The sequence below is a fragment of the Chryseobacterium gambrini genome (assembly GCF_900156825.1).
GTDB classification, from domain to species: Bacteria; Bacteroidota; Bacteroidia; order Flavobacteriales; family Weeksellaceae; genus Chryseobacterium; species Chryseobacterium gambrini.
On the sequence record NZ_FTOV01000003.1, the window covers coordinates 516,103 to 539,105 of the forward strand.

At 34.9% G+C, this 23,003-nt stretch carries 36 protein-coding genes; 34 read left to right on the plus strand and 2 right to left on the minus strand.

Translation table 11 applies throughout. The features are described 5' to 3' along the window. Positions 1–8: 8 nt before the first annotated feature. Positions 9–1,598 carry a glycerol-3-phosphate dehydrogenase/oxidase gene (locus tag BW951_RS08735; protein WP_076391850.1) on the minus strand — a complete coding sequence of 530 codons (1,590 nt, stop codon included), beginning with the start codon at positions 1,596–1,598 and terminating at the stop codon, positions 9–11. A 115-nt stretch (positions 1,599–1,713) separates the two neighbouring features. Between BW951_RS08735 and BW951_RS08740 the strand changes: the two genes are divergently transcribed. From BW951_RS08740 to rplQ, 30 genes are all read left to right on the plus strand, one after another. Then, positions 1,714–2,478, plus strand: a complete 765-nt coding sequence (locus tag BW951_RS08740; RefSeq protein WP_076391995.1) for a DeoR/GlpR family DNA-binding transcription regulator — start codon at positions 1,714–1,716, stop codon at positions 2,476–2,478. Between the two features lie 135 nt (positions 2,479–2,613). Beyond that, positions 2,614–3,426, plus strand: coding sequence for a GLPGLI family protein (locus BW951_RS08745; protein ID WP_076391852.1), 813 nt, complete (start codon positions 2,614–2,616; stop codon positions 3,424–3,426). Positions 3,427–3,719: 293 nt separating this feature from the next. Continuing rightward, positions 3,720–4,346, plus strand: coding sequence for a 50S ribosomal protein L3 (gene rplC / locus BW951_RS08750; RefSeq protein WP_076391854.1), 627 nt, complete (start codon positions 3,720–3,722; stop codon positions 4,344–4,346). Beyond that, a complete protein-coding gene (gene rplD, locus BW951_RS08755) occupies positions 4,337–4,966 on the plus strand; it encodes a 50S ribosomal protein L4 (protein WP_076391856.1) in 630 nt (209 codons plus the stop codon). The genes rplC and rplD overlap by 10 nt, the downstream gene beginning before the upstream one ends. A 3-nt stretch (positions 4,967–4,969) precedes the next feature. Beyond that, positions 4,970–5,260: a 50S ribosomal protein L23 gene (gene rplW / locus BW951_RS08760; protein ID WP_042720941.1), complete on the plus strand. Its 291-nt coding sequence runs from the start codon at positions 4,970–4,972 to the stop codon at positions 5,258–5,260. A gap of 21 nt (positions 5,261–5,281) precedes the next feature. Beyond that, the gene (gene rplB, locus BW951_RS08765) at positions 5,282–6,103 is read left to right on the plus strand and encodes a 50S ribosomal protein L2 (protein ID WP_027381305.1); all 822 of its coding nucleotides are present in this window, start codon (positions 5,282–5,284) and stop codon (positions 6,101–6,103) included. 2 nt (positions 6,104–6,105) lie between these two features. After that, complete coding sequence (gene rpsS, locus BW951_RS08770; protein ID WP_002983209.1) at positions 6,106–6,384, plus strand: 30S ribosomal protein S19; 279 nt, start codon at positions 6,106–6,108, stop codon at positions 6,382–6,384. A 2-nt stretch (positions 6,385–6,386) separates the two neighbouring features. Continuing rightward, positions 6,387–6,785: a 50S ribosomal protein L22 gene (rplV, locus tag BW951_RS08775; protein ID WP_050020604.1), complete on the plus strand. Its 399-nt coding sequence runs from the start codon at positions 6,387–6,389 to the stop codon at positions 6,783–6,785. Positions 6,786–6,793: 8 nt separating this feature from the next. Further along, positions 6,794–7,543: a 30S ribosomal protein S3 gene (gene rpsC, locus BW951_RS08780; RefSeq protein WP_076391858.1), complete on the plus strand. Its 750-nt coding sequence runs from the start codon at positions 6,794–6,796 to the stop codon at positions 7,541–7,543. Positions 7,544–7,640: 97 nt separating this feature from the next. Beyond that, complete coding sequence (gene rplP / locus BW951_RS08785) at positions 7,641–8,066, plus strand: 50S ribosomal protein L16 (RefSeq protein WP_072883926.1); 426 nt, start codon at positions 7,641–7,643, stop codon at positions 8,064–8,066. Between the two features lie 12 nt (positions 8,067–8,078). Further along, entirely contained in the window at positions 8,079–8,264 is a 186-nt protein-coding gene (rpmC, locus tag BW951_RS08790) for a 50S ribosomal protein L29 (protein WP_027381309.1), read from the plus strand. 12 nt (positions 8,265–8,276) lie between these two features. Then, the gene (gene rpsQ / locus BW951_RS08795; RefSeq protein ID WP_076391860.1) at positions 8,277–8,531 is read left to right on the plus strand and encodes a 30S ribosomal protein S17; all 255 of its coding nucleotides are present in this window, start codon (positions 8,277–8,279) and stop codon (positions 8,529–8,531) included. Positions 8,532–8,533: 2 nt separating this feature from the next. Continuing rightward, positions 8,534–8,902: a 50S ribosomal protein L14 gene (gene rplN / locus BW951_RS08800; protein WP_007839504.1), complete on the plus strand. Its 369-nt coding sequence runs from the start codon at positions 8,534–8,536 to the stop codon at positions 8,900–8,902. A gap of 19 nt (positions 8,903–8,921) precedes the next feature. After that, on the plus strand, positions 8,922–9,248 hold the full coding sequence (gene rplX, locus BW951_RS08805; protein WP_076391862.1) for a 50S ribosomal protein L24: 327 nt from the start codon (positions 8,922–8,924) through the stop codon (positions 9,246–9,248). Positions 9,249–9,261: 13 nt separating this feature from the next. Continuing rightward, entirely contained in the window at positions 9,262–9,813 is a 552-nt protein-coding gene (gene rplE, locus BW951_RS08810; protein WP_072883928.1) for a 50S ribosomal protein L5, read from the plus strand. 3 nt (positions 9,814–9,816) lie between these two features. Then, positions 9,817–10,086 carry a 30S ribosomal protein S14 gene (gene rpsN, locus BW951_RS08815; protein WP_029297771.1) on the plus strand — a complete coding sequence of 90 codons (270 nt, stop codon included), beginning with the start codon at positions 9,817–9,819 and terminating at the stop codon, positions 10,084–10,086. A 145-nt stretch (positions 10,087–10,231) separates the two neighbouring features. Next, positions 10,232–10,630, plus strand: coding sequence for a 30S ribosomal protein S8 (gene rpsH, locus BW951_RS08820; RefSeq protein WP_029297768.1), 399 nt, complete (start codon positions 10,232–10,234; stop codon positions 10,628–10,630). 17 nt (positions 10,631–10,647) lie between these two features. After that, the gene (rplF, locus tag BW951_RS08825; RefSeq protein WP_076391864.1) at positions 10,648–11,193 is read left to right on the plus strand and encodes a 50S ribosomal protein L6; all 546 of its coding nucleotides are present in this window, start codon (positions 10,648–10,650) and stop codon (positions 11,191–11,193) included. 15 nt (positions 11,194–11,208) lie between these two features. After that, a complete protein-coding gene (rplR, locus tag BW951_RS08830; RefSeq protein ID WP_076391866.1) occupies positions 11,209–11,562 on the plus strand; it encodes a 50S ribosomal protein L18 in 354 nt (117 codons plus the stop codon). 19 nt (positions 11,563–11,581) lie between these two features. Further along, on the plus strand, positions 11,582–12,103 hold the full coding sequence (gene rpsE / locus BW951_RS08835; protein ID WP_047401284.1) for a 30S ribosomal protein S5: 522 nt from the start codon (positions 11,582–11,584) through the stop codon (positions 12,101–12,103). A gap of 11 nt (positions 12,104–12,114) precedes the next feature. Further along, positions 12,115–12,291 carry a 50S ribosomal protein L30 gene (gene rpmD / locus BW951_RS08840; RefSeq protein ID WP_007839493.1) on the plus strand — a complete coding sequence of 59 codons (177 nt, stop codon included), beginning with the start codon at positions 12,115–12,117 and terminating at the stop codon, positions 12,289–12,291. Positions 12,292–12,310: 19 nt separating this feature from the next. After that, positions 12,311–12,760, plus strand: coding sequence for a 50S ribosomal protein L15 (gene rplO / locus BW951_RS08845; RefSeq protein WP_034678030.1), 450 nt, complete (start codon positions 12,311–12,313; stop codon positions 12,758–12,760). A 9-nt stretch (positions 12,761–12,769) separates the two neighbouring features. After that, positions 12,770–14,149 carry a preprotein translocase subunit SecY gene (gene secY, locus BW951_RS08850; protein ID WP_076391868.1) on the plus strand — a complete coding sequence of 460 codons (1,380 nt, stop codon included), beginning with the start codon at positions 12,770–12,772 and terminating at the stop codon, positions 14,147–14,149. Between the two features lie 3 nt (positions 14,150–14,152). Further along, entirely contained in the window at positions 14,153–14,368 is a 216-nt protein-coding gene (infA, locus tag BW951_RS08855) for a translation initiation factor IF-1 (protein ID WP_055861802.1), read from the plus strand. A gap of 64 nt (positions 14,369–14,432) precedes the next feature. Then, positions 14,433–14,549, plus strand: coding sequence for a 50S ribosomal protein L36 (gene rpmJ, locus BW951_RS08860; RefSeq protein WP_007839480.1), 117 nt, complete (start codon positions 14,433–14,435; stop codon positions 14,547–14,549). Between the two features lie 9 nt (positions 14,550–14,558). After that, positions 14,559–14,936 carry a 30S ribosomal protein S13 gene (gene rpsM, locus BW951_RS08865; RefSeq protein ID WP_076391870.1) on the plus strand — a complete coding sequence of 126 codons (378 nt, stop codon included), beginning with the start codon at positions 14,559–14,561 and terminating at the stop codon, positions 14,934–14,936. 12 nt (positions 14,937–14,948) lie between these two features. Beyond that, positions 14,949–15,338, plus strand: a complete 390-nt coding sequence (rpsK, locus tag BW951_RS08870) for a 30S ribosomal protein S11 (RefSeq protein ID WP_002983263.1) — start codon at positions 14,949–14,951, stop codon at positions 15,336–15,338. 19 nt (positions 15,339–15,357) lie between these two features. After that, a complete protein-coding gene (rpsD, locus tag BW951_RS08875) occupies positions 15,358–15,966 on the plus strand; it encodes a 30S ribosomal protein S4 (protein ID WP_029297746.1) in 609 nt (202 codons plus the stop codon). 33 nt (positions 15,967–15,999) lie between these two features. Beyond that, positions 16,000–16,995 (plus strand): DNA-directed RNA polymerase subunit alpha, encoded by a 996-nt coding sequence (locus tag BW951_RS08880; protein ID WP_062162712.1) that lies wholly within the window; start codon positions 16,000–16,002, stop codon positions 16,993–16,995. A gap of 6 nt (positions 16,996–17,001) precedes the next feature. After that, the gene (gene rplQ, locus BW951_RS08885; protein ID WP_076391872.1) at positions 17,002–17,526 is read left to right on the plus strand and encodes a 50S ribosomal protein L17; all 525 of its coding nucleotides are present in this window, start codon (positions 17,002–17,004) and stop codon (positions 17,524–17,526) included. A 57-nt stretch (positions 17,527–17,583) separates the two neighbouring features. On the opposite strand, the gene BW951_RS08890 is transcribed toward rplQ, so the two are convergent. Further along, positions 17,584–18,003: a hypothetical protein gene (locus BW951_RS08890; protein WP_076391874.1), complete on the minus strand. Its 420-nt coding sequence runs from the start codon at positions 18,001–18,003 to the stop codon at positions 17,584–17,586. A 182-nt stretch (positions 18,004–18,185) separates the two neighbouring features. Between BW951_RS08890 and BW951_RS08895 the strand changes: the two genes are divergently transcribed. The 4 genes from BW951_RS08895 (at position 18,186) to BW951_RS08915 (ending at position 22,890) form a co-directional block, all read left to right on the plus strand. Beyond that, complete coding sequence (locus tag BW951_RS08895) at positions 18,186–18,818, plus strand: response regulator (protein ID WP_076391876.1); 633 nt, start codon at positions 18,186–18,188, stop codon at positions 18,816–18,818. Positions 18,819–18,824: 6 nt separating this feature from the next. Continuing rightward, positions 18,825–19,592 carry a hypothetical protein gene (locus BW951_RS08900; RefSeq protein WP_076391878.1) on the plus strand — a complete coding sequence of 256 codons (768 nt, stop codon included), beginning with the start codon at positions 18,825–18,827 and terminating at the stop codon, positions 19,590–19,592. Positions 19,593–20,177: 585 nt separating this feature from the next. Beyond that, positions 20,178–20,963, plus strand: coding sequence for a sensor histidine kinase (locus BW951_RS08910; RefSeq protein WP_076391882.1), 786 nt, complete (start codon positions 20,178–20,180; stop codon positions 20,961–20,963). Between the two features lie 130 nt (positions 20,964–21,093). Next, the gene (locus tag BW951_RS08915) at positions 21,094–22,890 is read left to right on the plus strand and encodes a coiled-coil domain-containing protein (RefSeq protein ID WP_139326134.1); all 1,797 of its coding nucleotides are present in this window, start codon (positions 21,094–21,096) and stop codon (positions 22,888–22,890) included. The last annotated feature ends 113 nt before the right edge of the window (positions 22,891–23,003 follow it).

Sequence of the window (23,003 nt, forward strand, 5' to 3'; positions counted from 1 at the left end):
AATTAAGGTTAAATGGATCTTGGAGAATAAGGAGTCAGTAAATATCCTTTCGCCAATTCGATAAATTCTCTTTCCTGTTCATCTGCCCATTCCGCAGAATGCCCGTTTTCTTTTGCGATGATCTGTGCAATCTTGTGTGCGCTGTCGATTGCTGCTCTTGCATCTAAAAATAAAAGCCGGACTCTTCGTGCTAAAATATCCTCAATGGTTTGTGCCATTTCGCTTCGTATTGCCCAGACTGCTTCTGCCATGGTGAAGGGATGATCAGGATGTATTTTTTCTGATAATTCAGGATTGTTCTGCTGTAGTTTTTTTATTTCCGGAATATCGGCTCCGTAAACATATAAATGATTCGTTCTGTCCACCGTTTCGGGTTTCACATTTCCATGTATCGAAAGGTGTTCTGTTTTGGAAGTGGTTATTCCGAGGTTATGAACTTTCATGGCTTCATCAATCGTGTCTTCCGCCATTTTACGGTATGTCGTCCATTTTCCTCCGATAATCGAGATGAGTCCCGTGTCTGAAGTAACGACTTTATGACTTCTGGAAACTTCTTTTGTGCTTTTGCTGCCGTCTTTCGGAGCTGCGAGAGGTCTGAGTCCTGCGAAAACAGATTTTACGTCTTCACGGGTTGGCTTTTTCGCTAAATATTGTCTTGCGGTATTCAGGACAAATTTAATCTCATCTTCCAAAGCTCTTGGCTCAAAACTTTCGTTTTCCAGTAAAGTATCGGTTGTTCCTACCAAAGCTCTGTCGTGCCACGGAACGACAAATAAAACCCTTCCGTCTGAAGTTTTAGGAATCATGATGGCATCATCGCTTTTCAGAAACGATTTATCCAGAACCAAATGAATTCCCTGACTTGGAACGACGAATTTTCCATGTTTCGGGTTATTCATATTTAAAATATCATTCGTGAAAACTCCGGTTGCATTGATAACAACTTTCGCTTTGATTTCGAATTGCTGTTTTGTAAACTGATCTTCTGCAACAACGCCGATGATCTTATTGGAGTCATTTTTCATCAGATTAATCACTTTAACGTAATTAACCGCTGTTCCGCCTTTTTCAATAATGGTCTGTGTTAAGTTGATCGCCAGTCTTGCATCGTCAAACTGTCCGTCCTGATAAACCACTCCGCTCGCCAGACCTTTTTGTTCGATGGTCGGAAGTTTCTCTACGGTTTTTGATTTGCTGATGTATTTCGTTCTTCCCAAACTTAATTTTCCGGCAAGAAAATCGTAAACCGAAAGTCCTATTTTATAATAAATTCCTTCCCACCAAGTGTAATTTGGAATAATAAAAGACTGGTTTTTTACAACGTGTGCTGCATTTTTTGCCAGTAAACCTCTTTCTTTTAAAGCTTCTTTTACCAAGCCGATATCTCCCTGTGCTAAATATCTTACGCCGCCGTGTACCAGTTTTGTACTTCTGCTGGAAGTTGCTTTTGCAAAATCGTGAGATTCTAACAGTAACGTTTTAAATCCTCTGCTTGTTGCGTCCAGTGCCGAACCTAATCCACTCGCTCCTCCGCCAATGATGATAAAGTCCCATTCTTTAACGGTGGATAATTTGCTGAGTTCTTCGTTTCGTTTCATAATATTTCGTTATGTTTCGTTTTCAAAGTTATAAATTAAAAACGAAACCAAAAAGAAAATAAATGAAATTTTTCGAATCAAAATAAAAATGGTATTTTTGAGAAAACGAAACGTAATGGAGAAATTGCTTCCAAGGCATAATGATATTTTAAAGGAATTAGACGAAAAAGATCATATTCTGGTTCAGGATCTTTGTGAGAAATTCAATGTTTCGTCGGTTACGATCCGAAAGGATCTTAATTATCTTGAAAGTCTTGGATTGCTGTTCCGGAATCACGGAGGAGCAAGTAAGCAGGTGAGGTATGCGTACGAAAAAAATGTAGATGAAAAGGAAAATATCAATGTAGAGGCTAAAAAGAATATTGCGAAAGGTGCGCTTTCTCTGATTCAGGAAAACGACTGTATTATTCTGGCTTCAGGAACCACGATGCATTATCTTGCACGTATGCTGGTAAATTTTGGTCCGTTGACGGTTCTCACTTCTTCTTTACGCGTTGCGATCGAGCTTTGCAATAATCCGAACATTAATATTATACAATTGGGAGGGGAGGTGAGAAAAAGCTCTACTTCTATTGTGGGATCTATCTCTGAAACGATTCTGAAGCATTTCTCGTGCAATAAATTATTTCTGGGAGTAGACGGAATTGATATGAATTTCGGGATCAGTACTTCCAATGCTGCGGAAGCTCATCTTAATCAATTAATGATTGAATGTTCGGACAAGGTGGTGATCCTTGCCGATTCTTCCAAACTTAATAAAAAAGGTTTCGGAAAAATCGCAGATCTGGATAAAATTGACTTTCTGATCACAGACGGTGATATTTTAGAGGAGGATAAAAATAAGCTTGAAGAAATTGGCGTGAGTGTTATTGTTAAATAAATACGGCGTAATTTTTTAATTCAAATTATTATTGTCTTGTTTTTCTGTATTATTCGCAATTAATTTTGATTATAGAATGTTTATTTATATTTTTAAGAACGCATATGCAGTCTCCAATCATAAAATATAAATAGGATGTCTTATAAAATTACATTTTTTACTTTTTTATTCTTTTTTACACTTGTTAATTTTTCCGCTCAGGAAAAGGTAAATATCGATGATGTTGAATCCAGATATGTATATCTTTTGAAATATCAGATTGATTCTCTGGATAAATCCAGTTCTAATGAAGAGTATTTTATTTTGGAAAGGGGAAAAGAGAAATCTCAGTTTATGGGAGTAACTTCATATAACAGAGATTCTTTAGCTGGTGGAGCAAACCGTTTTGCTTTTGGTCTTGATCCTAAAAGTTTACCTAAAACCAATTTTACTTTTCGCGTCATTAAAAACTTTGAAAAAAACAATATTTCTTATTACGATTATATTATTAAGGACAACTTTATTTACGAAGAAAAGCCTGATTTTAACTGGAAGATTACCGATGAAACAAAAGAAATAGAAAATTTAAAATGTCAGGCTGCGTTGGTTACGTATGCGGGACGTGATTATAAAGCGTGGTTCACGAACGAAATTCCGGTTTCTGATGGTCCTTATAAATTTTATGGTCTTCCGGGACTGATTGTGGAGATTGAGGATTCTAAAAAACAATATACGTTCGAGCTTGTGAGTTATAAAACCTTTTCAGAAAAGCCTAAGATGTGGATTTCCAAAAAGAGAGTTAAAGGAAAAACGGTAAAGAAATCTGAATTTTATAAAGCATTTAAAAATTTTCATGAAAATTTCGTCTCTGAAATTGCTAAAGGAGGTTTTAGTTTCGATTCAGGAACAGAGCGACAAATAAAGGATAGGATTAAAAAGAAAAATAATCCGATTGAACTGGCTCCTTAATTATTCAGTGATTAAGTCATATCATTCCTTCTTCTGGCTATTTCTTTCGTTTTTGCAAAAAAGTCTGTAAAGTGAATAATTTTGACATCATTCAAAACTCGTGATCTTAAGTTTTTTCTGTAAATGATTAAAAATCAAAATATTTTACTGTAAATATTTGTCAGTTATAAAAATATTCATAAATTTGCACACTCATTTTAGGGGCGTAGTATGCCTATATCAAAAGTAGAAATTGCTTCAGACTTCCGAAAAATGGGGATAAATAAAGGATAAATTTTATTATAACATAAACAATGTCAGGTATTATTGGTAAAAAAATCGGTATGACTTCTTTGTTTGACGAAGCAGGGAAAAATATTCCTTGTACAGTTATTCAGGCTGGTCCATGCTCGGTTTTACAGGTCAGAACCATTGAAAAAGACGGTTATAAGTCAGTTCAATTAGGTTTCGATGACAAGAGTGAGAAGAACGTTGGTAAAGCGTTAGCTGGTCATTTTAAAAAGGCTGGTTCTGCTCCTAAAGCTAAATTGGTAGAATTCTACAGAGAGTTCGTTGATGAAGTAAAAGTAGGAGAAGAAGTAAAGGTAGACTTGTTCAACGAAGGAGAATTCGTAGACGTAACAGGTACTTCAAAAGGTAAAGGCTTCCAGGGTGTTGTTAAAAGACACGGATTTGGAGGTGTAATGCAGGCAACTCATGGTCAGCACAACAGACTTAGAGCTCCAGGTTCTATCGGTGCTGGATCTGACCCTTCAAGAGTATTCAAAGGGATGAGAATGGCTGGAAGAATGGGAGGTAAGCAGGTAACTGTACAAAACCTTCAGGTATTAAAAGTGGATCAAGAACAAAATCTTTTAGTAGTAAAAGGTGCTGTTCCGGGAGCTAAAAATTCTTATGTAATTATCAGAAAATGGAACTAGTAGTATTAAATACATCAGGAAAAGAGACCGGAAGAAAAGTAACTCTAGACGAAACAGTATTCGGAATTGAGCCAAATCAGCACGCGGTTTACTTAGAAGTTAAACAGTACCTTGCGGCACAAAGACAAGGGACTCATAAAGCAAAAGAAAGAAGCGAAATCACAGCTTCTACTAAAAAACTTAAGAAGCAAAAAGGATCTGGTTCTGCTAGATATGGTGATATTAAATCTCCAACTTTCAGAGGAGGAGGTAGAGTATTCGGTCCAAAACCAAGAGACTACAGATTCAAATTGAATAAAGCTCTTAAGAGATTAGCTAAGAAATCTGTTTTATCTCAGAAAATGAGAGACAACAGCATTAAAGTTTTAGAAGATATGAGCTTCGAAGCTCCTAAGACTAAAGATTTCATTACTTTATTAGATGCATTAACATTAAACGGTAAAAAATCTTTGTTCATTCTTCCTGAAGCTAACAAGAATGTGTATTTATCTTCAAGAAACTTACCTAAGACTAAAGTAATGAACTTCAACGAAGTGAGTTCTTACGATTTAGTAAACGCAGGTGAGATCGTATTCTTCGAAGGTGCAGTAGAAAAATTCCAGGAAAATTTAAAGAAATAAATCATGTCTATTATCATTAAACCAGTTATCTCAGAAAAGGCTAATTACCTTACAGATTTAAGAGGTTCTTATTCTTTCTTGGTAGATACTAAGGCGAATAAAATCCAGATTAAGAAAGCTGTAGAAGCGGCTTATGGTGTAAAAGTAGCAGACGTTAATACAATGATTTATGCTCCGAAGGTTTCTTCGAAATACACTAAAAAAGGTCTTCAAGTAGGAAAGACAAACAAATTGAAAAAAGCGGTAATCAAACTTGCTGAAGGTGAGGTTATCGATATTTTTGCTGTAAATTAATTATAATTATAAATAATAGTAATGTCTGTTAGAAAATTAAAACCTATCACCCCGGGACAGAGATTCAGAATTGTAAACAATTTTGAGGAAATTACTACTAACAAACCAGAGAAATCTCTAACAGTTGGTATTAAAAAGTCAGGTGGACGTAACCAAACAGGTAAAATGACCATGCGTTACACCGGAGGTGGACACAAAAAGAAATACAGAATTATTGACTTCAAAAGAAACAAAGCAAACGTTGAAGCAACTGTAAAATCTGTAGAATACGATCCAAACAGAACTGCATTTATCGCTTTATTAGAGTACGCAGACGGAGAGAAGAGATATATCATCGCTCCAAACGGTATCAAAGTAGACCAAAAAGTAGTTTCAGGTGAAAGCGTAGAACCAAATGTAGGTAACGCAATGAAATTGAAAAACATTCCATTGGGTACTGTAATTTCTTGTGTTGAAATGAAGCCTGGTCAAGGTGCTATTTTAGCAAGAAGTGCTGGTTCTTCAGCGCAATTAACTTCAAGAGACGGGAAATATGCAATCATTAAATTGCCTTCAGGAGAATCCAGAATGATCCTTACTGAATGTATGGCAATGATAGGTTCAGTTTCCAACTCTGATCACCAATTAACTGTATCAGGTAAAGCTGGTAGAAGCAGATGGTTAGGTAGAAGACCAAGAACAAGAGCGGTAGTAATGAACCCTGTAGATCACCCAATGGGAGGTGGTGAAGGACGTTCTTCTGGAGGTCACCCAAGATCTAGAAACGGTAAACCGGCTAAAGGTTACAAAACTAGAAAGAAAAACAAAGTGTCTAACCGTTACATCGTATCTAAAAGAAAATAATTATGGCAAGATCACTTAAGAAAGGACCGTTCATTCATCATACTTTAGATAAGAAGGTTCAGGCAAATATAGAGTCTGGTAAGAAGACAGTTATCAAAACTTGGTCTAGAGCATCTATGATCTCTCCGGACTTCGTAGGACAAACTATTGCTGTACACAATGGGAAATCTTTTATCCCTGTTTATGTTACAGAAAACATGGTTGGTCACAAGTTAGGCGAATTTTCTCCAACAAGATCTTTCAGAGGTCATGGTGGTAACAAAAACAAAGGAAGCAGATAATCATGGGATCAAGAAAACAAGATAGCGCAATCGCAAGAAAAGAAGCTAACAAAGACGTTGTTAAGGCTTCATTAAATAACTGCCCATCTTCTCCGAGAAAAATGAGATTAGTTGCTGATATCATTAGAGGAGAGCAAGTAGATAAAGCTCTTTATATCCTTAAATATTCTAAGAAAGAAGCTTCTAACAAATTAGAAAAATTACTTCTTTCTGCAATTGCTAACTGGCAAGTGAAAAACGAAGGGGCAGACATCGAGGAAGCAAACCTTATCGTTAAAGAAATATTCGTGGATAGTGCAAGACAATTGAAGAGACTAAGACCAGCTCCGCAAGGTAGAGGGTACAGAATCAGAAAAAGATCTAACCACGTTACATTAATCTTAGGTAATAAAGAAAACTAAATCAAGGTATGGGACAGAAGACAAATCCAATTGGTAACAGATTAGGTATCATCAGAGGATGGGATTCTAACTGGTTTGGCGGAAACGATTATGGAGACAGAATCGCGGAAGACTACAAAATCAGAAGATACCTTGAAGCTAGATTATCTAAAGGTGGGATTTCAAGAATTTATATTGAAAGAACATTAAAATTAGTAACAGTTACAATTACTACTGCTAGACCGGGACTTATCATCGGTAAAGGAGGTCAGGAAGTTGACAAACTGAAAGAAGAGTTGAAAAAATTGACTAAAAAGGATATTCAGATCAACATCTTCGAAATCAAAAGACCTGAGCTGGATGCAGTATTAGTTGCAGACAGCATTGCTAAGCAGATTGAAAACAGAATTTCTTACAGAAGAGCTGTTAAAATGGCGATGGCAGGTACAATGAGAATGGGAGCAGAAGGTATCAAAGTTCAGATCTCTGGTAGATTGAACGGAGCTGAAATGGCAAGATCAGAATCTTTCAAAGAAGGAAGAATTCCATTGTCTACTTTCAGAGCAGATATCGATTACCACATCGGTGAAGCACTTACTCAGTACGGAAAACTAGGGGTAAAAGTTTGGATCATGAAAGGTGAAGTTTACGGTAAAAGAGAACTTTCTCCATTAGTGGGACAACAGAAAAAAGGAGGTCAGTCTGAAAGAGGAAACAGAGGAGGAGACAGAGACAACAGAAGACCTAGAAAAAACAACAACAATAACAATAATAATTAAAATTTTAGATTAGAAATTTTGAATTTTAAATTACCGTTACTTTTTTAAAATAAAAAAAATCTAAAATCTAAAATCTAAAATCTAAAATTTAGAAATTATGTTACAACCAAAAAGAACCAAGTTCCGTAGAGTACATAAGATGAAAATGAAGGGGAGTGCCCAGAGAGGTAGTCAACTTGCTTATGGAACTTTCGGAATCAAGGCGACAGAAGGTGCTTGGATCACTGCAAGACAAATTGAAGCTGCTCGTATCGCTGCGACAAGATATATGAAGAGAGAAGGTCAACTATGGATCAAAATCTTCCCGGATAAGCCAATTACTAAAAAACCTGCGGAAGTACGTATGGGTAAAGGTAAAGGTGCTGTGGAATATTGGGTAGCTGTAGTAAAACCAGGTAAAATTATGTTCGAAGTAGGAGGTGTTCCTTACGAAGTAGCGAAAGAAGCTCTTAGACTTGCGGCACAAAAATTACCAGTTGTTACTAAATTTGTAGTTGCTAACGATTTTGTTAAACCTCTTTAATCTTTGAATACAATGAAAAAAGCTGATATTAAAAATTTAAGCGCGGGTGATATTCAAGCTCAATTAACTGAAGCAAAAGCTCAATATTCTAAATTGAAATTGGCTCATGCAATCAGCCCAATTGAAAACCCGATCCAAATCAGAGATTTGAGAAAAACAATCGCTAGACTAAACACTGAGTTAACTAACAAACAATAATTTCATTTTAAAATGGATAGAAATTTAAGAAAAGAAAGAATCGGAGTGGTTTCCAGCAATAAAATGGAAAAAACTATTGTTGTTAGTGAAACTACGAGAGTAAAGCACCCGATGTACGGTAAATTCGTATTGAAAACGAAAAAATATACTGCACACGACGAGAACAACGAATGCACAGAAGGTGATACAGTTTTGATCCAAGAAACTAGACCTATGAGCAAGAACAAGAGATGGAGACTAGTAAGAATCATTGAAAAAGCTAAGTAATAATGTTACAAACAGAATCAAGATTAAAAGTTGCTGATAACACAGGTGCTAAAGAAGTATTGGTTATCAGAGTTCTGGGAGGAACCAGAAGAAGATATGCTTCAGTTGGTGATAAAATCGTTGTTACTATCAAAGATTCTACACCATCAGGAAACGCTAAAAAAGGTCAGGTATCTAAAGCTGTAGTAGTAAGAACTAAAAAAGCAGTAAGAAGAAAAGATGGTTCATACATCAAATTCGAAGACAATGCTTGTGTATTGCTAAACGCAGCGGGAGAAATGAGAGGAACCCGTGTTTTCGGACCAGTTGCTCGTGAGCTGAGAGACAAAGAATATATGAAAATCATTTCATTAGCTCCTGAAGTACTTTAATATTTAAAATTGTAAAAAAATGTCAAAGTTAAAAATAAAAAGAGGAGATAACGTCATCGTAACTACAGGTAAGAAAGGTCTTAAAGGTGGTACAGGTGAAGTTATTGAAGTGATCAAAAAAGAAGGAAGAGACCCAAGAGTAGTAGTTGCAGGACTTAATATCGTTAAAAAACACGTTAAGCCTTCAGCTTCAAATCCTCAAGGAGGAATCGTTGAAAGAGAAGCTTCTATTCATATCTCAAACGTAGCTTTAGTTGGAAAAGACGGAAAAGCTATCAAAGTAGGTTACAAAATCGAAGGAGATAAGAAAGTAAGAATCAACAAAAAAACGGGTGAAACTTTATAATTTTAAATAACACATGGAATATATAGCAAGACCCAAAAAAGCATATAAAGAAACGATTGTTCCTGCAATGATGGAAGAATTCGGATACAAGTCTGTAATGCAGGTACCCAGATTAGAGAAAATTGTTTTATCTCAAGGTTTAGGAGATGCTACAGCAGACAAAAAAATCATCGATTATGCTGTTGAAGAATTAACGAACATCACTGGTCAGAAGGCTGTAGGTACAATCTCTAAGAAAGACGAAGCTGCTTTCAAATTGAGAAAAGGAATGCCTGTAGGTGCTAAAGTTACACTAAGAGCTAACAAAATGTATGAGTTCTTAGACAGATTAACTTCTTCTGCATTGCCAAGAATCAGAGATTTCTCTGGAATCAAGGCTGATGGTTTCGATGGTAGAGGTAACTACAACTTAGGGATCACTGAGCAGATCATCTTCCCTGAGATCGTAATCGACAAAGTGAAAAAAATCCAGGGGATGGACATCACTTTCGTTACTACAGCGAAAACAGATAAAGAAGCGAAAGCATTATTAACTCACTTCGGTTTACCATTTAAAAAGAACTAAGAAATGGCTAAAGAATCAATGAAAGCGCGTGAGCGCAAAAGAGAAGCACTAGTTGCTAAATACGCTGCTAAAAGACAGGCTCTTAAAGAAGCTGGTGATTACGAAGGACTTCAAAAATTGCCTAAAAATGCTTCTCCTGTAAGATTACACAACAGATGTAAACTAACAGGTAGACCAAGAGGATACATGAGAACGTTCGGTATTTCCAGAGTAACTTTCAGAGAAATGGCAAACAACGGTCTTATCCCGGGAGTTAAAAAAGCTAGTTGGTAATAATTACTAATTAAAAATCGGGACAATTAAGTTGTCTGGATACTAAAGATAAAAATATCAGACCGAGATTTCTGAGGTCTGATATTTTACTCTTCAAGTCCTTACAATACTGATTGTTCTTTAACCAATAATTTATAAAAGAAAAATGGTAACAGATCCAATTTCAGATTTCCTAACAAGAGTAAGGAACGCACAAAGCGCAGGCCACAAAGTGGTGGAAATTCCTGCATCGAAAATCAAAAAGGAGATTACTAAGATCTTATTCGATCAAGGGTATATCTTAAACTACAAGTTTGAAGATAGCGCTGTTCAGGGTACGATCAAAATCGCTTTAAAGTACGACAAACAAACCAACAAACCAGCTATCAAGTCTATCCAAAGAGCTTCTAGACCAGGTTTGAGACAGTACAAAGGTTCTACTGAACTTCCAAGAGTACTAAACGGTTTGGGTATTTCTATCATCTCTACTTCTAAAGGAGTAATGACTGACAAGAAAGCTAGAGAAGAAAAAGTAGGCGGTGAAGTAATCTGCTATGTTTATTAATTTTTAATCACAGGAAAATGTCAAGAATTGGTAAAGCAATTATAACAGTTCCAGCAGGAGTTACTATCACTGAAAAAGATGGTGTGGTAACTGTAAAAGGTCCTAAAGGAGAACTTTCTCAGGAACTTACAGCAGGAATTACTATAGAACAGAAAGATGGAGAACTGAATGTAAACAGACCATCTGATGCTAAACAACATAAAGCGCTTCACGGTTTATACAGAGCGTTAATCAACAACATGATTGTTGGTGTAAACACAGGTTTCGAAAAGAAACTGGAATTAGTAGGGGTAGGATACAGAGCTTCTCACGCAGGTCAAAAACTTGAGTTAGCTTTAGGATTCTCTCACGGTATCGTATTGGAACTTCCAAGCGAAGTAAAAGTAGATACATTGACTGAAAAAGGTAAAAACCCAATTATTACTTTAACGTCTCACGACAACCAACTTCTAGGGATGGTAGCTGCAAAGATCCGTTCTTTCAGAAAGCCTGAACCATACAAAGGTAAAGGGGTAAGATTCGTAGGAGAAATTGTTAGACGTAAAGCTGGTAAATCTGCTTAATAAATTATAAGTATTATGGCATTAAGTAAAGTAGAAAAAAGAATAAGAATCAAAAGAAGAGTAAGAGGAAAAATCTCCGGATCTTCTGAATTGCCAAGATTATCTGTATACAAAAGTAATAAGGAAATTTACGCTCAGTTAATCGACGATAACAGTGGAAAAACTTTAGCTTCTGCTTCTTCAAGAGAGAAAGGAGTTGACGCTAACGGAACTAAGACTGAAGTTTCTGCTGCTGTAGGTAAGGCTATCGCTGCCAAAGCTATCGCTGCAGGAATCGAAAATATTGTATTTGATAGAAACGGATTCGTATATCACGGGAGAATTAAAGCTCTAGCTGATGGTGCGAGAGAAGGTGGACTTAAATTCTAATCATTAAATTTCGGAAAATATGTTAGGACTAGATAATATAGAAAGAGTAAAACCGGGAGGATTAGAACTTAAAGATCGTCTCGTAGCTGTTAACAGAGTAACAAAAGTAACTAAAGGAGGTAGAGCTTTCGGATTCTCTGCTATCGTAGTTGTAGGTAACGAAGATGGAGTTATCGGTTACGGATTAGGAAAATCTAAAGAGGTTGCTTCTGCAATTGCTAAGGCAGTGGAAGACGCTAAGAAAAACCTTGTGAAAGTTCCTGTAATGAACCACACAATTCCTCACCAGACTACTGCTAGATACGGAGGTGCAGATATCTTCTTAAGACCTGCTTCTCATGGTACAGGACTTATCGCAGGAGGTGCGGTAAGAGCGGTACTTGAATCTGCTGGTATTCACGATATCCTTTCAAAATCTAAAGGATCTTCTAACCCTCACAACGTGGTGAAAGCTACTTTCAAAGCGTTATTGGATATCAGAAGACCTGAAGAAATCGCTAGAATGAGAGGAGTTTCTCTAAGTAAAGTGTTTAACGGTTAATATATAAAACAATGGCAACAATCAAAGTAAAGCAAGTAAGAAGCGCTATTGGAAGAACAAAAACCCAAAAGAGAACGCTTGAAGCATTAGGATTTAAGAAACTTCACCAAGTTGTAGAACACGAAGCTACTCCTTCTATCTTAGGAATGATAGCTGCAGTTAGTCACTTACTTGAAGTTCAAAAATAATTTTTAAAATAATTTTAAAATGAATTTAAACAACATAAAGCCAGCTGCAGGATCTACTTTCAATTCAAAAAGAATTGGTAGAGGACAAGGTAGTGGAAAAGGAGGTACTTCTACAAAAGGGCATAAAGGACAGAAAGCAAGAGCTGGTTATTCTCAGAAGATCGGTTTTGAAGGAGGTCAGATGCCTTTACAAAGAAGATTACCGAAATTCGGATTCAAAAACGTAAACAGAAAAGAGTTTAGAGGGATTAACCTGGATACAATCCAGACTTTAATTGAAAATAAATCTATCACTGGAGATATTACAAGAGAGGTAATGATTGAGAATGGTTTAATTACTAAAAACGAATTAGTGAAAATTATGGGTAGAGGAGAATTGAAATCTGCGGTTTCAATCTCTGCTGACAAGTTCACTAAATCTGCTGAAGAGCTTATCGCTAAGGCAGGTGGAAAAGCAATTACCTTATAATAATCACTAATGAAAGAATTTATACAAACCCTCAAAAATATTTGGAGTCTTAAAGAACTTAGAGATAAAATTATCTTTACTTTAGGAATTATCCTTGTGTATAGATTCGCATCTTATATCTCATTACCTGCAATTAACCTTGCGGAAGTAGGAGATCTCTTAGAGCATTATAAAAATCAAGGCGGTAACAAGCAAGGGGCAGGTCTCCTTGGCTTGCTTTCGTCGTTTACGGGGGGAGCTTTCAGCCACGCTTCCGTAATGGCGTTAGGTATCATGCCTTATATTTCTGCTTCTATTATTGTTCAGTTGATGGGAATGGCTATTCCTTATCTTCAGAAGCTTCAGAAAGATGGAGAGTCTGGTAGAAATACTTTGAACCAGATCACAAGATGGTTAACAATCGGAGTTTGTCTTGTACAGGCGCCTTCTTATTTAACATCGATCACTCAGTTGTTTTTACCGTATGCTCAGTTCTCATCTGCATATTATGTAGAGCCAAATTCTATCATGTTCTGGTTGCCAAGTATTGTTATTTTGGTTGCCGGTTCAGTATTCGCAATGTGGTTAGGTGAAAAAATCACCGACAAAGGTATCGGGAATGGTATCTCTATCCTTATTATGGTGGGGATTCTTTCAAGATTACCGGAAGCATTCGTTCAGGAAATGGCAGTGCAGAACGGAAAAGGAGGAATGGGGTCTATCATGATCCTTATTGAAGTAATTTTCTGGATGTTGGTTGTTCTTTTAGCAGTAGTATTATCTGTTGCTGTAAGAAAAATCCCGATCCAGTACGTAAGCAGAGCTCAGGCAAGAGGAGGTGTAAACAGAAATCTTATGCAGGGAGCGAGACAGTGGATTCCATTGAAAGTTAATGCTGCCGGTGTAATGCCAATTATCTTTGCTCAGGCATTGATGTTCGTACCGGGTTTATTAACGAAAGTAGATGAGTCCAATACTTTTCTTGCAGGTTTCAAGAATGTTTTTAGCTGGCAGTACAACGTATTGTTTGCGCTATTAATTATTATCTTCTCGTTTTTCTATACTGCAATTACAATTCCGGTGAACCAGATGGCTGATGATTTGAAGAGAAACGGAGGTTTAGTACCGAAAGTAAGACCGGGAAAAGAGACGGCTGATTATTTAGATGATATTTTATCAAAAATTACCTTGCCAGGTGCAATATTTTTGTCTATCTTTGCAATCCTTCCAGCAATTGTGCATGGAACCTTTGTTCAGACAGATGCGTTCGCCCTATTTTTCGGGGGAACATCACTATTGATTATGGTTGGAGTAATTTTAGATACCGTTCAACAGATTAATACTTATCTGCTGAACCATCACTATGATGGGTTAATGCAGTCTAAATTATCAAGAACGACTGGATATTAATTTATGGCGAAACAAAAACATATTGAACAAGACGGCGTTATTACGGAAGCACTTTCGAACGCTCAGTTCCGTGTAGAGCTTGAAAATGGGCATGTTCTCATCGCTCATATTTCTGGTAAAATGCGAATGCATTATATTAAACTTTTACCTGGTGATAAGGTGAAATTAGAAATGTCTCCCTATGATTTAACGAAAGGGAGAATTACATTTAGATATTAAAAACAATCTGCCAAATGGAGCGCGTGTTCCATTTGGCTATTGTTAAAAAATAAATACTATCAAAATGAAAGTAAGAGCATCAATTAAAAAAAGAAGCGCTGATTGCAAAATCGTACGCAGAAAAGGTGTACTATTCGTAATCAACAAAAAGAACCCAAAATTTAAACAAAGACAAGGCTAAAATTAAATTATGGCGAGAATTTCAGGTATTGATTTACCAAAAAACAAAAGAGGCGTTATCGGTTTAACTTACATCTACGGGGTGGGAAGAAGCACTGCTTCAGAAATCCTTAAAGCTGCCGGTATCAGCGAAGACAAGAAAGTCAACGAATGGAATGACGATGAATTGGCTGCAATCAGAACATACATCTCTGAAAACGTAAAAGTAGAAGGAGAATTAAGATCTGAAGTGCAATTGAACATTAAGAGATTAATGGACATAGGATGCCAACGAGGAATACGTCACAGACTTGGATTACCTTTAAGAGGCCAGAGAACGAAAAACAACTCTAGAACCCGTAAAGGAAAGAGAAAAACTGTTGCTAACAAGAAAAAAGCTAGTAAATAATCGTTAGGAATTATGGCAAAACAAACTAAAGTAGTTAAGAAAAGAAAAGTAAAAGTTGAAGCTATTGGTGAAGCTCATATTCAGGCTTCTTTCAATAACATCATCATTTCTTTAACAAATAAAAACGGAGAGGTTATCTCTTGGGCTTCTGCCGGTAAAATGGGTTTCAGAGGTTCTAAAAAGAATACTCCATTTGCTGCTCAGATGGCAGCTGAAAATTGCTCTGCTGTAGCTCACGAAGCTGGATTAAGAAGAGTAAAGGTGTTTGTGAAAGGTCCGGGTGCAGGTAGAGAATCTGCAATCAGATCTATCCACAATTCAGGAATTGAAGTTAGCGAAATCATTGATGTGACTCCTATGCCGCACAATGGATGTAGACCACCAAAAAGAAGAAGAGTTTAATTTTTAGAATTTACCCATTATGGCAAGATATATTGGACCTAAAACTAAGATTGCTAGAAAGTTTGGTGCTGCAATCTACGGAGATGATAAAAACTTCGAGAAAAGAAAAAACCAACCGCCAGGACAACACGGTCCTAACAAAAGAAGAGGTGCTAAAAAATCTGAATACGCAGTTCAGTTAGCTGAAAAGCAAAAAGCTAAATATACTTACGGTATTTTAGAAAGACAGTTTGCTAACTTATTCGACAAAGCACACAGAAGTAAAGGGGTAACAGGTGAAGTTCTATTACAACTTTGCGAATCCAGATTGGATAACGTAGTATACAGATTAGGTTTTGCTAAAACAAGATCTGCTGCTAGACAGCTTGTTTCTCACAGACACATTACTGTGAACGGAGAGCTGGTAAATATTCCATCTTATTTGCTAAAAGCAGGTGATGTAATTGCGGTAAGAGAAAAGTCTAAGTCTCTTGAAGTGGTTACAAACGCATTAGCTTCTAAAGCAAATTATGAGTGGTTACAATTCAACGATGAGAAGAAAGAAGGTACTTTCGTTTCTGCTCCTGAGAGAATCCAAATTCCGGAAGACATCAAGGAACAGCTTATCGTCGAACTTTACTCTAAATAATTTTTTAATCAAATTTTTGCTCAACCCAATAATATGGCAATTTTACAATTCATAAAACCCGATAAAGTAATTTTACTTAACTCTGATGAATTTAGAGGTCAGTTTGAATTCAGACCACTAGAACCAGGTTTCGGGCTTACAATCGGTAATGCTTTGAGAAGAGTGTTGCTTTCTTCTCTGGAAGGATATGCTATTTCATCTATCAAAATAGAAGGTGTAGAGCACGAATTTTCAACTATTCCAGGAGTAATCGAAGACGTTACCGAAATTATTCTTAACCTTAAGCAAGTAAGATTAAAAGCTACGGCAGAAAACCAGTCTAATGAGCAGGTTGTTGCCAAAGTTTCGGGGCAGACGGTTATTACTGCTGGTGATTTAGGGAAGTCTGTCAACGGATTTGAGGTGCTAAACCCGGATTTGGTGATCTGCAACCTGAACAGTGATGTAACTTTCGAAATTACTTTCAATATAGAAAAAGGAAGAGGGTATGTTCCTTCTGAACAAAATAAGTCAAACAATGCACCGGTAGGTACTATTGCGATAGACTCTATTTTCACGCCAATCAAGAAAGTACAGTATAGCATTGAAAATTATCGTGTAGAGCAAAAAACAGACTACGAAAAACTTGTATTAGATATAGAAACTGACGGATCTATCAGTCCTCAGAATGCTTTAACAGAAGCTTCTAAGATATTAATTTATCACTTCATGCTGTTCTCTGATGAGAGAATCACGCTTGAAACGGAAGCCGTAAAAGCATCTATCCAATATGATGAGGAAACTCTTCATACAAGACAACTCCTTAAGTCTAAATTAGCAGATATGGATCTTTCCGTAAGAGCCCTTAACTGTCTGAAAGCGGCTGAAGTGGAAACTCTTGGAGAATTGGTTTCTTACAGTAAGTCTGATTTGATGAAATTCAGAAATTTTGGTAAAAAATCTTTGACAGAACTAGAAGAATTAGTGCATTCAAAAGGTCTTAACTTCGGTTTCGACGTTGCAAAATATAAGTTAGACGCTGATAAATAATTAATAATGAGACACGGTAAAAAATTCAATCACTTAGGAAGAACAGCTTCTCACAGAAGTGCTATGCTTTCTAATATGGCTTGTTCTCTAATTGAGCATAAAAGAATCAACACTACTGTTGCTAAAGCTAAAGCTTTGAGAGTATATGTTGAGCCTCTATTAACAAAAGCAAAAGAAGATACTACACACAACAGAAGAATTGTTTTTTCATATCTTCAAAATAAAGAAGCAGTTGCTGAATTGTTCAGAACTGTAGCTCCAAAAATCGCTGAGAGAAACGGTGGTTATACAAGAATCATCAAGACAGGATTCAGACCAGGTGATGCTGCTGATACTGCTCTTATCGAATTGGTAGACTTCAACGAGCTTTACAATCCAAATGCGGAAGAGAAAAAAGCGACAAGAAGAAGCAGAAGATCTGCAACAGCTAAGAAAGAAGCTGTAGTAGCTGAAGCTCCTGTAGTAGAAGAAAAAGCTGCTGAGCCAACGGCTGAAGCTGCAGATTCTACTGAAGAAAAAACTGAAGAATAATATTCATCAGATATAAAAAGAAAAACCGTTCAGATTGCTGAACGGTTTTTTTATGTTTTATATTTTAGTTTTTACAAGCTGTATGATGTTGTTCCCCTGATCCAGAATTAAGCTGTCTCTTTTCACGGTAGCCTTCATATCCATTTTTTCGTAAGTTGTTTCATTTCCTTTGGATTCTACTTTATTTAATATGAAAGTTTTATTATTGCTTCTTATGCTCATTGTTTTTTCCGGATAATTAAAAACCACTTTTGCGAGGCTTCCATCGGTAGCTTTGTATACATAATCTGTTTTTATACTTTTCTTACCATTAATATCCGTATCATAACTTATTGTAGAGTCTACTTTACCGTTATCTGCCAAAATGGCTTCCGAATCGTTAGCTTTTATAACATTTTTATTCCCTTCTTCACTTTTTTTACAGCTTAACAACGATAGAGAAATCGCTGAAATAGCGATGAAAAGTACATTTTTCATGATTTTAATTTTTTAATATATTGATTGTTAAATATTTTCGTTTGTAAAATAATTTTTACTAAATTTAATAAAAACAAAAACTAAACCAAAAAGCCATGAACTCAAACTCTGAAAATTACACAAAAGGGTAATTGACTCTGTTTTGTTTTCTGTTGAAATTTGTCTTAAACAAAATTACCGACATGAGCATTTCCATAGCCATAGTAGAAGACGAAAAAAACTACAACAATGCGTTGAAGAAGGTCATCAATTATCAGGATGACATGAAAGTCGTTGCGCAGTTTTTTGATGGAAATGAAGCTTTAAAAAATCTTTCTGACCTTTCTCCGGATGTGGTGATGATGGATATTCAGCTACAGGATATGCTGGGTATTGAAATTATCGAAAAGCTTAGGAAGGGATTGCCTCAAACGCAGTTTATCATGTGTACCAGTTTTGAAGATGATGAAAAAGTCTTCAATTCCTTAAAAGCCGGCGCAATGGGCTACCTTGTAAAAGGGGAAAGCATGGATAAAATCCTTTCCTCAATAAGAGATGTCTACAACGGTGGTGCTCCCATGAGTTTCTCGATTGCCCGAAAAGTGCTCAGCCATTTCGAAAGAAAGCTCCCCGAAATAGAAGGCTATGATGAACTTACGGAAAGGGAAAAAGAAGTACTGGAACTTTTATCGCAGGGATTGCTCTACAAAGAAATCGCGGATAAAAAATTCATCAGCATTGATACCGTAAAAAAACACGTCGGAAACATTTACAGAAAACTCCACGTTAACAACAAAGTGGAGGCTATTAATAAATTTAATCATTTTAAAAACTGAGAAATTATGATTTTAACAGATTTTGAAAATTTAAAAGAGGCATTAGAAAACTATCTGAAACATGTGGAAAATTCAGGTTCTAGGCCACCCGGGAATTATAAATTTATTGACAGGTTTATTGAACCTATTTATAAGACGCTTGCGCTACCAATTACAAAGAGGCGTGCAATAAGGTTAGCAGAGAATCTTAAAAATTCTGCTTTAAAAGATTATCATGAGGAATTTTACTTAAATGATAATGATATTAATTTCTTCGAAGCTAATTATAAGTTAGGAGATTATATTGTATTTGAAATTATAGATAATCCTGATTACGATGGGACTAATTCTTTAATAACTTTCATGATTAGTAAGTTCAATGATGATGAAAAAAAATATTTAATCTTTAATAAGCCACAAATTATTGATTTACCTGTTGATTTGGCAACCGAATATTCCAAAAAGTTTTTAGAAAAAACATGGATTGATAAGTTTAACAAATATTTTAGAGGTTTTCCCTTTGCTTTAACAAATACTCAAAAGGTATATATTAAATATGACGATATTTTTGTGAAATTTTGTAATAAAGTAAAAGGAAGTAAAAACAATTTCTTAGTATTTGAAACAATGATTGTGTCGTTTGATATAGAAGACCTATTAAATTTAGAAGCTCCCCAATCGATATTAGAAATTGGTAGGTTTTCTCTTTTGTATAAAATTATTGATGATTCTAACAGTATTTTAGATGCAGCTGATGTTGTAATAACACATCCTCCAGTAGAACATGTTCCTTAATTATTATTACATTTATATCTTTACAATTATTATTTGTTTACTCTTATCTCTTTTAATAAAAAGAAATAGGAGTAAGGTGTTTTGGATATATTTTTTAGTTATACTAACTACAGAGCTTTATATGCTTTGGTTTTATAATTTTTGCAAAGTAAACATACACCCTTTCGCAATAGTGTTTTTTGTTTTATTCTTATTATGGATATTTAAAGATATATTCAAAAATAAAGATATATTTAAGATAGTATTATTATGTACTTTTTTTGTTTTTTTTATCACGATAGTTAAATGTAAGAATGCATATGATAAACAGCTTATTTTGTTAATGGTAGCTTATTATCTTTATATTCCTTTAGCTTATATTTATAATCAAATTAATAATTCTGATGAAGTTAGTATTTTAGAAAAACAAAATTTTTGGATCAGCATTTCATTATTAATCTGGATTATTTTTTTCATATTTAAAATGATACCATATTATTATCTTAATCAAAATGATAAGCAGTTTTTAGAAACTATAGATTTAATATTTCAAACTGCAAATATGCTCTCATATATTTTATTTATTAAAGCCCTTATTTGTAAACAATGAAACAAATTCCATATGAAATAAAAGTTACATATATAATTGCTATTATTTTGATGATGTTTTTTGTGTGTTTTATTATTTTTGTCGTTCTGATGTACAACAGAAAAAAAATTCTTTACACCAAAGAAAACCAGCTCAAAGAATCCGAACACCAAAACCAGCTCCTCCAAAAAGAGCTTGAAAAACAAAAATCCATAGAAGCAGAGCGGGAAAGAATTTCCCACGATATGCACGATGATCTCGGTGCAGGCATTTCAGCTCTTAAACTTCAGGCAGAATTTTTAAAACAACGAGCCGAAAATGATGATCTGAAAAATGACATTGATGAACTCCTGAAAACCTCCGAAGAAATGAACCTTTCCATGCGGGAAATGCTTTGGAGTCTTAACTCCGGAAACGATACTTTGGGAAGCTTCATCGATTATTCAAAAATGTATGCACAAAATTTTTTGAAAAAAACAAAGATTCTCCTGCTCACAGAAAGCGAAAACGTTGTTTTGGAAACAGTAATTACCACAGAACAGAGACGGAATTTATTTCTATGCTTAAAAGAAGCCCTGAACAATGCTTACAAACATAGCCAATCCAATCAGATTAAATTATCATTCATCCAGAAAGACAAAGAATTCATGATGAAAATCTCCGACAACGGAATAGGAATTAACCACGAAAAATCAGAAGGAAACGGACTCCGAAATATGAAACGGAGAATGCAGGAACAAAACGGACACTGCGAAGTCACTACAGAAAACGGAACACATCTGTTTTTCAGAATCGATTTATAGCAAATTTTAAATATTAAACACAGGCAGCATCATTTTATGGTGCTGTTTTTATTTTAAATCACCCTTTTGTGTAATTGACAGAGATTTGTTTTTAAAGGAACTTTGATGAACAACTTAAAAATTAATAGCCATGAAAACTAAAATTTTACTTGTGGTCTTATGTATAATCATGCTGTCCTGTAAATCAGTAACAGAAACACAAACCATTAAATATGATTTTTCAAAAGGAGAATTTACAGGAGTTCCAATAAAGCCTGTTCAAGGACAGCCAGTTATTATAAAAATTGACAGCATTAACAATCTGTTTTATAAAGTGAGCATTGATGCAAAAGATATAGCAATAAAAGATAAAAATCTTTTTGGTGAAGAAGATCCTCCAAAATCATCTAAATCTCCCGAGCCTGCCGATCCTAAAAAATTAAATGCACCTGCAAAAATTGAACAAGAGCTCCTAAATCCGAAAAATCAGAAAATCAGCGATGAAAAAATTAATACAAGACTTTCAAAACACGTTTTAGATCTTGAAAAAGAAATTGAAAACAATTCAGCCTTAATAAAAAAAAATGAATCGGAAAAAACTAATCTGGAAAATATGCTCCAGACTGTAAATCAACAATTGTCATCAGTAAAATCATTAGATGAACTGAAAATACAGATGGACACTTTGAAATCTGGAAACAATAAAATTAAAAAGGAGTTGCAAAAAATGATAAGTAAAAGAAATGAATTGGAAACCAATCAATCAGGCTACAAAAATGAAATTGAAAAAATAGAGAAAAAAATCTCAGAATATGTAAATAGAAATAGAGAGCTTAACGGAGAAGTCTTGAAAATTGCAGATCAGGATAAATCGGCAAAAGATTTAATAACTGATTACTTGAGCAAAATAAAAAATATGTATACAAATCTTTATCAATCTGCAAATGCTATTTATAAAATTAATGATAATTACAATAATTATATAGATAAAGTTTACTCAGCAGAACTTACTCTTGGAGAATATAAAAAAATCAAAAATTATGTAGGGTTAGAAAATCCGGTTATTATAAAAACGGGCAAGCTAAATGAATGCAATAGTGAAGTTAATAAATTTGATAGTATTAAAACTAATCTTTTAATGAAGTTTAATGATACTGAATTAGATAAAATAAAGGATCAGTTATCAAAATTTTCGGATGGTCAAAGTCTTATCTCAAAATTAAATGAAGATATTTTAACAATTAGACAAGATGTAACGGATCTTTCTAAAACGGTCAATGATCTCAATATAAGAAAAAAATTAAATTACGTCGAAAGTTTAGATAGAATTCTGTTAAAAGCTGAAACTTATACCTATACTTCGCCACCAATACAAGGTTATGAAGATTATTTGAAGTTCAATATAAATATTACTGCTAGATCAAAAGCAGAAGATGGAAAATATATAATCGACAGATTAACACCATTTGAATATAAAGAATATATAAAAGGAGGAATCCGTTTTGATTTTAGTATTGGAACTGTTTTTGATATTGGGAACAAACAACAGGAATTTGAAGTTATTCAAGATGTTATGGGATATAAGATTGTTCAAAAAACAAACAATCAATATATACCGACTATTGCAGGAATGCTACACTCAAGTTGGAGATCTTCGAATAATTTTGCATTTGGTTTTACTTTAGGGGTTTCAATGGATATGACAAAACTCCAATTAAATTCATTATTTCCGGGAATAAGTCTATTAGTTGGAAGAACAGATAAAATCATTTTTACAATAGGACCAGCTCTTAGAAAAGTGACGGAATTACAAAATGGATTTATTATTGATAGACCATTATCCTATTCACCACAAGATTATACTGCAGAAAGCTATAAACTGGGATGGTTTGTAGGAATAAGTTGGAATCTTACTGCAAAACAAAGATCATTAATGAGATTAGATTAAATATAATTAAACTTTAAAATAAGAAATTTCCAAAATCCCAAAATTAACTAAAATTTAACTCACAATAACCCCATAAATTCCCATTCATTTGCTTTAAAAAGTTAAAAATTGAT